General features: G+C 47.1%; 10 protein-coding genes. 7 read left to right on the top strand and 3 right to left on the bottom strand.

Translation table 11 applies throughout. From position 1 onward, the window contains the following. Positions 1 to 195: 195 nt before the first annotated feature. The 7 genes from AC9UEP_RS03880 to AC9UEP_RS03850 all read left to right on the top strand — a co-directional run bounded on the left by AC9UEP_RS03880 (position 196) and on the right by AC9UEP_RS03850 (position 8,074). On the top strand, positions 196 to 1,257 hold the full coding sequence (locus AC9UEP_RS03880; RefSeq protein WP_509544162.1) for a BMP family lipoprotein: 1,062 nt from the start codon (positions 196 to 198) through the stop codon (positions 1,255 to 1,257). Positions 1,258 to 1,356: 99 nt separating this feature from the next. Continuing rightward, entirely contained in the window at positions 1,357 to 2,856 is a 1,500-nt protein-coding gene (locus tag AC9UEP_RS03875) for an ABC transporter ATP-binding protein (protein ID WP_509544160.1), read from the top strand. Then, positions 2,853 to 4,022 carry an ABC transporter permease gene (locus tag AC9UEP_RS03870; protein WP_509544158.1) on the top strand — a complete coding sequence of 390 codons (1,170 nt, stop codon included), beginning with the start codon at positions 2,853 to 2,855 and terminating at the stop codon, positions 4,020 to 4,022. Before AC9UEP_RS03875 ends, AC9UEP_RS03870 begins: the two co-directional genes overlap by 4 nt. Beyond that, complete coding sequence (locus AC9UEP_RS03865) at positions 4,022 to 5,299, top strand: ABC transporter permease (protein WP_509544156.1); 1,278 nt, start codon at positions 4,022 to 4,024, stop codon at positions 5,297 to 5,299. Before AC9UEP_RS03870 ends, AC9UEP_RS03865 begins: the two co-directional genes overlap by 1 nt. Continuing rightward, positions 5,299 to 5,697 carry a cytidine deaminase gene (locus AC9UEP_RS03860; RefSeq protein WP_509544154.1) on the top strand — a complete coding sequence of 133 codons (399 nt, stop codon included), beginning with the start codon at positions 5,299 to 5,301 and terminating at the stop codon, positions 5,695 to 5,697. Before AC9UEP_RS03865 ends, AC9UEP_RS03860 begins: the two co-directional genes overlap by 1 nt. Beyond that, the gene (locus AC9UEP_RS03855; RefSeq protein WP_509544152.1) at positions 5,694 to 6,983 is read left to right on the top strand and encodes a thymidine phosphorylase; all 1,290 of its coding nucleotides are present in this window, start codon (positions 5,694 to 5,696) and stop codon (positions 6,981 to 6,983) included. Before AC9UEP_RS03860 ends, AC9UEP_RS03855 begins: the two co-directional genes overlap by 4 nt. Next, positions 6,980 to 8,074 (top strand): adenosine deaminase, encoded by a 1,095-nt coding sequence (locus AC9UEP_RS03850; RefSeq protein WP_509544151.1) that lies wholly within the window; start codon positions 6,980 to 6,982, stop codon positions 8,072 to 8,074. The genes AC9UEP_RS03855 and AC9UEP_RS03850 overlap by 4 nt, the downstream gene beginning before the upstream one ends. Positions 8,075 to 8,079: 5 nt before the next feature. On the opposite strand, the gene AC9UEP_RS03845 is transcribed toward AC9UEP_RS03850, so the two are convergent. The 3 genes from AC9UEP_RS03845 to deoC are packed head-to-tail and all read right to left on the bottom strand — an operon-like array spanning position 8,080 to position 11,341. After that, positions 8,080 to 8,931 (bottom strand): aldehyde dehydrogenase family protein, encoded by an 852-nt coding sequence (locus AC9UEP_RS03845; RefSeq protein ID WP_509544149.1) that lies wholly within the window; start codon positions 8,929 to 8,931, stop codon positions 8,080 to 8,082. Then, complete coding sequence (locus tag AC9UEP_RS03840; protein ID WP_509544147.1) at positions 8,932 to 10,380, bottom strand: aldehyde dehydrogenase family protein; 1,449 nt, start codon at positions 10,378 to 10,380, stop codon at positions 8,932 to 8,934. Positions 10,381 to 10,393: 13 nt separating this feature from the next. Then, entirely contained in the window at positions 10,394 to 11,341 is a 948-nt protein-coding gene (gene deoC, locus AC9UEP_RS03835; protein WP_509544145.1) for a deoxyribose-phosphate aldolase, read from the bottom strand. Positions 11,342 to 11,401: the final 60 nt, after the last annotated feature.

Genomic DNA, 11,401 nt, shown 5'->3' with positions numbered 1-11,401 from the left:
TTGGCGAAAAGTGATGCAATTAATATTGCAGCCGCCACAGCTGAAAAAATCACCGAATAGCGCTCAACTTCAACTTGAGAGTTTTCCTAGCTGTTACATGCCACGCCCACGTTTTTGCGCCTCAATTCTTGGGAATTATCGGCCTCAACTACTAGGCTCTGGCAAAGCAATATTCAACTATTCCTTGGAGGAACCTTGAAAAACAAATTAGCATTGATGGCGATACTTGCCTCGGCTGCCCTGGTATTAAGCGGCTGTAGTGCGTCAAGTGAGAGTGCTGGAGCCAAAGCGTGCCTTGCTCTCGACACAGGTGGCGTGGATGACAAGTCATTTAACGCGTCAGCATGGGCTGGAGCTCAGGCTGCAGCTGAAGAGAATTCAGATATCGAAGTTAAGTATCTTGCTGCAGCAACCGATGCAGATTACGCACCAAACATTAAGAAGCTCGTAGATGAGGGATGTACAACAATCATTGGCGTTGGCTTCCTTATCAATGGCGCAATCATTGAAGGTGCTAAAGCGAACCCAGATGTTAAGTTCGCAATCGTTGACCAGGATGGTGAAGATCACGGACCAGATGGTTCAGTCTATCCAGGAACTAAGTTTGATAACTTAAAGCCAATTCAATTTTCAACAAATGAGTCAGCTTTCCAAGCAGGTTACCTTTCAGCAGGAGTTTCAAAGACCGGAACTGTTGCTACATACGGTGGACTTAACATTCCACCAGTCACAATCTTCATGGATGGCTTTGCTCGTGGCGTCGCGCACTACAACGAAGTCAAAGGCAAGTCTGTAAAGGTCCTTGGTTGGGATACCGCTAAGAAGGACGGCACATTCGTTGGCGGGTTCTCTGACTCCGCAAAGGCACTGCAAATCTCTAAGAACTTCGAGCAACAGGGTGCGGACATTATCTTCCCAGTTGCTGGTGGACTTGGTGGAGCAACTGCAGGTAATTCAATTGCCTCAAAGAAGTCATATGTAATCTGGGTTGACACCGATGGTTACGTGGCTGCTTCTCAGTACAAGGAAGTACTTCTTTCCTCAGTAGTGAAGGGTGTAGATACATCTGTTAAGGAAGTAATTCTTGAAGCAGCAGCAGGTACATTCACAGCAACTGGTTACCAGGGCAATCTTGAGAATGGTGGAACCTACTTGGCTCCATTCTATGATCTTGCAGATATGGTTTCTGCAGAACTCAGCGGTGAAATTGCAGCACTTGGTGATGCAATCAAATCAGGTGAGATCGCTGTTCAGTAATCTATAAGGGACCGATTTCAAGTCCAACAAATGGGACTAGTGATTATTCACTAGTCCCATTTGCTTTGTATAAAGTAAATTACAGAGTAGATTTACGCTATGTCTCTTGAGCTCCGCGGCATCACCAAACGATTTGGTGATTTGATCGCAAATGATTCAATTAGTTTGAGAGTTGAATCAGGCGAAATCCACGCGCTTCTTGGTGAAAATGGCGCTGGTAAATCTACGCTTATGAACATTGTCTACGGGCTCTTAGCACCGGATGAAGGGAAAATTCTAGTTGATGAGAAAGAAATTACGATTAATTCACCGCTCGATGCCCTTGCTGCTGGAATCGGAATGGTGCATCAACATTTTATGCTTATTCCGGTATTCACGGTCGCTGAAAATATAGTTCTAGGTCACGAAAAGGTAAGAGGGTTTGGGTTCCTTGATTTGGAGGCGGCAAAGAGAGAGATAGTTCGAGTATCTGCTGAGTTTAATTTTGATGTTGATCCCGATGCCTTGATTGAGGATTTGCCGGTGGGAATCCAGCAGCGCGTGGAGATTATTAGAGCTCTCATTTATAAGGCAAGGGTGCTCATCTTGGATGAACCAACAGCGGTGTTAACCCCACAGGAGACAGATGAACTCCTTCGAAATATGAGAAAACTACGGGATCAAGGTACGGCAATAATCTTCATTACTCATAAGCTACGTGAGGTGCAAGAAGCGGCAGATAAGATCTCAATTATTCGTCGCGGTAAAGTTGTAGCGATAGCGTCGCCTGATGCTTCACAAGAGGAACTTGCCTCTCTTATGGTTGGCCGACCTGTGTCATTTGAAATTGAAAAAGCTGCTCCGTCATTTGGTTCTGTAATTCTCGATGTGGAGAATTTAACAATTCGAGACCATACGGGCAGGGCACTTGTCTCTGATATCTCATTTTCTATCCGGGCTGGAGAAATTCTGGCAGTTGCGGGCGTGCAAGGAAACGGCCAGAGCGAGCTAGCGGAGGCAATTGTTGGATTACAGGACCACGTAGATGGGAAAATCACTTTAGCGGGAAAGGACATATCGAAGGTTTCTGTGAGAAAAGCCCTGCATGCAGGAATTGCATTCGTTCCAGAATCTCGAGAAGAGGACGGATTGATATCTTCATTTAGTATTGAAGAGAATCTCATCCTCGACTTACATGACCTCCCTCCTTTTGCTAGAGGTGCAATTATTTCTCAAAGTGTCGTTTCAGAAAACGGAGCATCTCGAGTTACTGAGTTTGATATCCGTGCGCAATCACCAAAAGATTCAGCGTCTTCTCTCTCTGGTGGTAATAAGCAGAAGGTCGTCCTTGCCCGTGAACTATCTCGGCCAGTGAAATTAGTAGTAGCGTCACAGCCCACGCGTGGATTAGATGTTGGATCAATCGAGTTTGTACACGAACGAGTCATAGCAGAACGTGATTCGGGGCGTGCAGTTCTTCTCTTCAGCACCGAACTAGACGAAGTGATTTCTTTGGCAGATAGAATCGCAGTGATGTATCGAGGCAAATTTATTGCAATCGTACCGGCAACAACTTCAAGAGAAGAACTTGGATTATTGATGGCGGGGGTAAATAGATGAGGAACCTTTGGCAAAAGGTTTCAAGGAAGCTAGCCCTTCCATTGTTGGCATTTGCTTTGGCTCTCCTAGTGAGTGGCCTGCTTGTCGCCTTCTCTGATTCAGAAGTGTTGGCCCTTAAATCCTCTCCATTACAGATGCTGGTAAAGGCTTTTGCTACAGCTGGTGGTGCTTTTGCGGCGCTATGGCAAGGTTCAGTTTTCGATCCAAATCTGACTCGAAATGGATACTGGAATGGCTTCTACCCATTCTCAGAGACAATCGTTGCCGCATCACCTTTAATTCTCACAGGACTTTCTGTAGCACTAGCCTTTCGCGCAGGACTATTTAATATTGGAGCCCAAGGACAATTTATTGCAGGCGCAATTGGAGCAAGTTTTGTTGGATTTTATTTCGATCTTCCGGTTGTAATTCATGCACTTTCGGCCATCCTGGCGGCAGTAATTGCTGCCGGAATCTACGGTGGATTTGTGGGCCTACTAAAGGCACGTACAGGTGCGCACGAAGTTATCGTCACAATTATGCTTAATTATGTTGCAGGATACTTTTTACTGTGGCTTTTAAGCACTGAAACTTTTTTGCGACCAGGTCGTCAAGATCCACTTGCACCCGAAGTTGCGCTCACGGCAAGATTGCCTAAGCTTTTTGGCGCTGACCTCAGAGCAAATTTAGGATTTATTATCGCTTTAGCTGTAGCAGCCCTGGTCTGGTGGCTTTTACAACGCAGCACTTGGGGATTTCGATTTCGCGCAGTTGGAGCTAATGCAGTCGCAGCTAAGACTGCGGGTATATCAGTTGGGCGAACTACGACGACGGTGATGTTTATCGCCGGTGCACTTGCTGGTCTGGGTGGTGCAGTGCAGATACTAGGCTCGGAACCAGCACTCACAGCTGGGGTTGGTGGAACTTTTGGATTCGATGCAATCACTGTCGCCTTACTTGGACGCGCCACCCCAATAGGGACAGTATTTGCTGCTCTACTTTTTGGTGCTCTTCGGGCTGGTGGGTTAGAGATGCAGGCGAGCACAGAAACACCACTGGATCTAGTACTAGTAATTCAAGCTTTAGTTGTCCTTTTTATTGCGGCACCAGCTCTGGTTAAGGCAATATTCAGATTAAAGAATCTAGACCAAGGAGCGACAATCTCTTCGAAGGGATGGAATGGCTGATGGCAAAGATTAGTTTGCGCACAATGTCTGTTCCGGAGAGACGAAAATTCCGTGGGGTAATCACAATGGGTGTACTAGGAATTTTTGCACTTGTCGTTTTTGCACTCCTGCCGGATAAAAGCCAGCCTGTCACATTTGGCTTTATCTTAGGCAAGGAATGGGTATTGCTCGAGAAGTGGATTGTTGACTCCAAATCTGGCGCCTTACTCTTCGCCGTCCTGTCGGTAGCCACTGCGCTTGTGGCATTAGGCCTCTTTACGATGAGGAGACATTCAAGAGTTATCAGTCTTGTTTTCGGATCTGCATTTCTTATGTCCTTCCTCTGTTGGGCAGCTGCAGGGAAGTTCATTCCTCTTACAGGTCTCTTACAAGGAGGTTTACTACTCTCCGTCCCACTTATTTTTGGGGCGATGGCTGGTGTGCTATCAGAACGCTCAGGAGTTATCAATATTGCAATCGAGGGACAACTTCTAGCTGGGGCCTTTGCCTCGGGTGTTGTTGCTTCACTACTACACAATAATTGGTGGGGACTACTCTTTGCTCCCATCGCTGGAGCACTAATTTCCCTTCTTCTTGCGATTTTTGCAATTAGATACGGAATTGATCAGGTAGTTCTCGGTTTTGTTCTCAATGTTTTGGTAATTGGATTAACTAGTTTTCTCTACAAGAAACTTCTTATTCCATATCAAAGCGAATGGAATTCAGCCACGGCATTTGTTCCCAGAGAGATTCCTTTGCTTTCGCAGATTCCAGTGATTGGACCCATCTTTTTTGCCCAGAGCATAATTGTTTACCTGATGTATATTTTCGTAACTATTATCCACATTGCACTATTTAAAAGCAGGTGGGGTCTTCGTACGCGCGCTGTAGGTGAGCATCCAACTGCTGCAGAATCCGTTGGAATCAACGTAAACGCAATTCGATTTAAGAACGTAATTTTAGCGGGTGCCATTGCAGGTCTTGGTGGTGCCTTCTTCACTTTAGGCGCAGTTGGATCTTTCAGTAAGGAGATGACTGCAGGTAAGGGCTTTATCGCCTTAGCAGCGCTCATCTTTGGCCGCTGGAGCCCCATGGGAGCAGTAGCAGCTGCTTTGATCTTTGGCTTCGCCGATAATCTCCAAGGGCTACTGACAATTATTGGTACCCCAATTCCATCTGAATTTATGTTGATGGCTCCATATATTGCAACAATCATTGCCGTCTCAGGATTTATTGGAAAAGTTCGAGCGCCGGCCGCCGATGGAATTCCGTATAAACGTGGTGGAGGTTCACACTGATGAATATTGATTGGGACGTACTACGCGCAGAAGCGCTCACTGCGATGAAGAAGGCGTATGTGCCGTATTCAAAGTTTCCGGTGGGTGTAGCAGCACTTGTCGATGATGGTCGCATTGTTTCTGGATGCAATGTTGAAAATGCGAGTTATGGACTGACCTTGTGCGCCGAATGTGGTTTGGTTTCCTCACTGATTGCAACAGGTGGGGGCCGGCTTGTGGCATTTGTATGTGTGGATATCGCAGGAAATGCATTGATGCCGTGTGGTCGCTGTCGTCAGTTATTGCAAGAACATGGTGGCTCCACACTACAAATGATGACTGATCAGGGCGTAAAGACTCTGGGAGATTTACTTCCATGGGCTTTTGGACCCGAGGAAATTGAGAATCGCCTTTCATGATTGAACCTTTTGCAGCTGTAGAAATCATTGCAGCTAAGCGAGACCGTAACGAACTCAGCGACACACAGATTGATTGGGTCATCGATGCATACACCCGTGGTGTTGTTGCAGATGAGCAGATGTCGGCGCTACTCATGGCAATCCTGCTTAATGGAATGAACTCACGTGAGATATCACGTTGGACCAACGCGATGATTAATAGTGGTGAACGCATGGATTGGTCGATGCTCGATCGTAAGACTGTAGATAAACACTCCACTGGTGGCGTTGGCGACAAGATCACACTGCCGTTAGCACCGCTTGTGGCGGCGTGTGGGTGCGCCGTTCCTCAACTTTCTGGTCGCGGACTTGGCCACACTGGTGGCACGCTCGACAAACTTGAATCAATTCCTGGCTGGCGCGCATCACTTTCTAATGATGAGATGCTCAAAGTATTACAAGAGACTGGCGCAGTCATTTGCGCTGCAGGTGCTGGGTTAGCACCGGCTGATAAGAAGCTTTATGCACTACGTGATGTCACCGCAACAGTGGAGGCAATTCCGCTCATTGCATCATCGATTATGAGTAAGAAGATTGCCGAGGGAACTTCGGCCCTGGTTCTTGATGTGAAGACTGGCAGCGGGGCATTTATGTCAGATCCCAAGAAGGCATCAGAGCTCGCTCGCACGATGGTGGCCCTGGGAACGGATGCCGGAGTCAAGACTCGCGCGTTAGTTACTGCGATGGATGTGCCACTGGGCTTAACTGCAGGTAATGCCCTTGAAGTGCGTGAATCTGTTGAGGTATTAGCAGGGGGTGGCCCCAGCGATGTTGTTGAATTAACAATTTTGCTTGCACGCGAAATGATTGATGCTGCTGGAATTGTAGGAAAAGATCCAGAAGTTGCACTTAAAGATGGCAGTGCAATGGATCATTGGCGCAGAATGATTAGCGCTCAAGGGGGAGACCCAGATGCAGCGTTGCCAACAGCGCGAGAAAAACATGTGATTGCAGCCGCTCACAGCGGCACGGTGACCACCATGGATGCCATGAAGGTGGGAGTCAGCGCTTGGCGCTTAGGTGCGGGGCGCTCTAAGCAGGGCGAGAAGGTGCAGGCGGGTGCTGGAATCGAGTTACATGCAAAGCCAGGGGATTACATTTCTGCAGGTGCTCCGCTCATGACTTTACATACCGATGAGCCAGCTAGATTCGAGCGCGCTTTAGAGATTCTAGAAGGTGCTGTCACAATAGTCGAGGGCGGAACCGTCAATCGACTGCCACTAGTTTTGGAGAGAATCGAAGGATGAGTAACATCACCAAGAAGCCAACAGCGGAACAGGTAAAGCGTTTACCTAAGGCGCTGCTGCACGATCACCTGGATGGTGGACTGCGCCCACAAACAATTATTGATATTGCCAAAGAGATTGGCCATGAACTTCCAACTTATGAAGCAGCAGAACTTGCTGAATGGTTTAGATCATCATGTGATTCAGGCTCACTAGTTCTCTACTTAGAAACTTTTGCTCACACCGTTGCCGTGATGCAACGCAAGCAAGATATTGTCCGAGTTGCACGCGAATGCGCTGTTGATCTTGCGCGCGATGGTGTTGTCTATGCTGAAGTTCGCATGGCACCTGAACTGATTACCGAAAAAGGACTGACACTTGCACAAGCCATCGAAGCAATTCTCGAGGGTTTCCGCGAAGGTGAAGCTGAAGCAAAGAGTGAAGGAAACGCGATTCGCGTCATGTCACTTCTCTGTGGAATGCGCCAGAATCAACTTTCACAAGTAGTTGCAGAGCTGGCAGTGAAGTATCGCGATCAAGGAGTTGTCGGCTTTGATATTGCCGGGCCAGAAGATGGATTCCCACCGAGTGATCAGCTCGATACCTTTGAATATCTGCGCCGCGAGAATGCGCACTTCACAATTCATGCGGGTGAGGCCTATGGCCTGCCATCTATCTGGGAAGCTATTCAATTGTGCGGAGCAGAACGTTTAGGTCACGGTGTTCGCATTACCGACGATATCGATTTTAATCACACACCAGCCCGCCTTGGTCGACTCTCTTCTTATGTCAGAGATCGCAGAGTGCCCCTAGAGATGTGTCCATCTTCCAATATTCAAACAGGTGTTGCAGATTCATTTGCCCACCATCCGCTAGCAAAACTAGCCAAGCTCCGCTTTAGAGTGACTATTAATACCGATAATCGTTTGATGTCGGCGACTTCGATGTCGCGAGAAATGACTGAGATGGTCAATCAATGTGATTGGACCTTCCAAGATTTGCAGCGAGTGACAATTAACGCCCTGAAGAGCGCCTTCATTCCCTTTGAAGAACGGCTATCGATTATCGAAGGCGTTGTGAAACCGCAGTATGCAAAGATTTCAGAGGAGTAAGTTCGCTATACCCCGACCGAGTGCCAGACAGTTTTAGATTCCATAAAGGCAAGGATTCTTGACGGGCTTTGACCATTACCAAATGCATGAATCCTCTTTAAGTTCTCAGCCCCAGCTACTTTCAGTTCCCCGTGTTTTTTCTTGTTAATGCCGGAGATATCAAAACCATCAATATCCATATGAGATGCAGCCCACGGGGCAAGTTCATCAAGTGATCCGGTCAGGATATTGATGACACCAGCTGGTAGGTCACTAGTTGCCAACACTTCGGCAAAAGTCATTGCTGGCACTGCAAGTGAACCAGGAACCAGAATAACAGTTGTATTACCTGAGACTACGGCGGCGGCGATAGCATCGATGAAATCGATAAAACTCACATCAGATGCGATGGCAATCACGCCTTGCGGCTCAGAGATTGAGAAATTGAAGAATGGACCAGAGACTGGATTTGTGGCTCCACTGACTGCTTGAAGTTTGTCACTCCAGCCGGCATACCAAACCCAACGATCTATAGCATCTGTTACTTGTGCCTTGGCTTTAGCCGCGGTTATCTGCGAAGTAAGTGCAATTTCAGATTCAAATTGTTCCGTTCTGCCTTCTAACATTTCAGCGATGCGATAGAGAATTTGCCCACGGTTATAGGCAGTGGCCTTGGACCACCCTGATTGCGCAGCACGCGCCGCTGTCACTGCATCACGTAGATCTTTACGTGATGCCAGTGCGGGGTTAGCGATGAAATCCCCATTCTTGGCACTTACTTCAAATACCCGGCCAGATTCACTACGGGCAAATGCACCATTGATGAAGAGTTTGTAAGTCTTCTTTACATCAACGCGAGGCTGCTTCTTAGTAGTCATTTACTTCGCCCCAGTCTCTTTGCCGTTTTTTAAATATGCAGCAAGGCCATGCTTACCACCTTCGCGACCCCATCCAGATTCTTTATATCCTCCGAATGGCGATGCTGGATCAAATTTATTAAAGGTATTTGCCCAGATAACTCCGGCTTTGAGGTGTTGGCTAGCCCAGAAAATTCGTGAGCCTTTCTCGCTCCAGATACCGGCAGATAATCCGAAGGGAGTGTTATTTGCCTTGTCGATAGCTTCTTGGGGAGTTCTAAAAGTTAACACTGAGAGAACTGGACCGAAAATCTCTTCCTGTGCGATTCGGTTAGCCTGAGTGACACCCGTGAAGATTGTTGGAGCAAACCAGAAACCTTTATCAGGCAGATTGCACTGTGGGCTCCAACGTTGCGCACCTTCGCCATCTCCGATTGCTGAGAGCTCTTTAATCTTTACCAACTGCTCCTTTGAGTTGATGGCACCGAGATCCGTATTTTTATCGAGCGGATCCCCAACTCTAATCTTAGACATTCTGACCTTGAGTTTTTCAATCACTTCATCAGCGATACTCTCTTGCAGAATTAACCTTGATCCCGCGCAGCAGACATGTCCCTGATTAAAGAAGATTCCATTGACGATTCCTTCGACTGCTTCATCTACTGGGGCGTCATCGAAGACAATATTGGCACCCTTTCCACCTAATTCCAGGGTCGCTTTCTTATCTGTGGCTGCAATAGCGCGAGCAATCTTCTTCCCAACTTCAGTAGATCCAGTAAATGCAATCTTATGAATTCCTTGATGGTTCACTATCGCTGCGCCAGTAGAGCCATCGCCGGTAACAATATTGACTACTCCATCTGGTAATTCAGCTTGCTGACAGACTTCAGCAAAAAGTAGAGCAGTCAGCGAAGTTGTCTCTGCTGGTTTGAGAACTACGGTGTTACCAGTGGCAAGTGCTGGTGCAACTTTCCAAGCCAACATTAACAGTGGGAAATTCCAAGGAATAATCTGTCCGGCAACGCCATAGGCTTTAGGGGAGTGACCGAGACCTGCGTAATCTAATTTGTCGGCCCACCCTGCATGATAGAAAAAGTGTGCTGCAACGAGTGGAATATCAATATCGCGAGTTTCACGGATAGGCTTTCCATTATCGAGAGTCTCAAGGACGGAAAACTCACGTGCACGTTCTTGCAGAATTCGAGCAATTCGATATAAATATTTTCCACGTTCTTTACCTGAAAGCTTTGACCAGGTTTTTGTATAAGCCTTTTGCGCTGCTGCAACCGCCTTATCAACATCTGACACACCACCCAGAGAGATAAGGCTTAATATCTCTTCGGTCGCGGGATTGATGGTTGGGAAGTGTTTCTTTCCAGCAACAAATGAGCCGTTAATGAAGTGACCATACTTAGGCTTGATTGAGACGATCGCCCTAGATTCTGGCGCCGGTGCATACTCGAAGGTCATCTTGCGCCCATTCCTAGTCAATCGATACGTAGTTAGGGCTAGCGTAGTAGCCATCTGACATTTTCATGCGCTGCATCAGTAAATCATTGAGAAGTGCGCTTGCCCCGATTCGAAATAGCTGCGGAGTTAACCAGTCAGGACCTGCGGTCTCATTTACAAGTACCAATTGCTTAATTGCATCTTTCGTAGTTCGGATTCCGCCGGCAGGTTTGACCCCAATTTTTCGTTGTGTGAGTGTATAAAAATCACGCACAGCTTCGAGCATCACAAGCACAACTGGCGTAGTAGCAGCAGGTGCCACCTTTCCTGTGGAAGTCTTGATGAAGTCAGCTCCGGCAAGCATTGCAAGGTAGGAAGCCTTTCGAACATTGTCATAGGTGACAAGTTCGCCAGTTTCAAAGATAACTTTAAGATGCGCCTTCTCACCACAGATTTCTCGAATCTTTACAATCTCATCAAAGACCATTCCATACTTACCTGCTAAGAATGCTCCACGGTCAATCACCATATCAATTTCAGCTGCACCCGCATTGATTGCATCTTGAGTATCTTGAATCTTCACTTCCATAGAGGCTCGGCCAGATGGAAATGCAGTGGAGACAGCGGCAACACGAACATGTTTTCCGCCAATTGCATCTAAATGTGTGCGTGCAATTTCAACCATATCGTTATAAACACAGATTGCGCCCACACTAGGAACTGTTGGATCCGTTGGGTCAGGTCTGACTGCCTTTGAACACAAGGCGCGAACTTTTCCGGGTGTATCTGCACCTTCCAGAGTTGTTAGGTCAACCATAGATATTGCGGTATCAATTGCCCATTTCTTACTTGTTGTTTTTATGCTTCGAGTTGCCAGCATTGCAGCTCTAGATTCTGCACCCACTTGATCAACGCCAGATAGTTGATTCAAGAATTGAAGAAGAGATTTCTCAGTTCCATTAATGAGGCCATAGAAACTCATGAAAGGAATTCTTTCAGAGGTTGGCGAATTTCGTCGAGTAATTTCTGTGACTCACCTGAC

The sequence above is a fragment of the Candidatus Planktophila sp. genome (assembly GCF_040402315.1).
GTDB lineage: Bacteria > Actinomycetota > Actinomycetes > Nanopelagicales > Nanopelagicaceae > Planktophila.
Note: the sequence above shows the minus strand (reverse complement) of the source record. Positions and strands in the feature narration are given on the sequence as shown.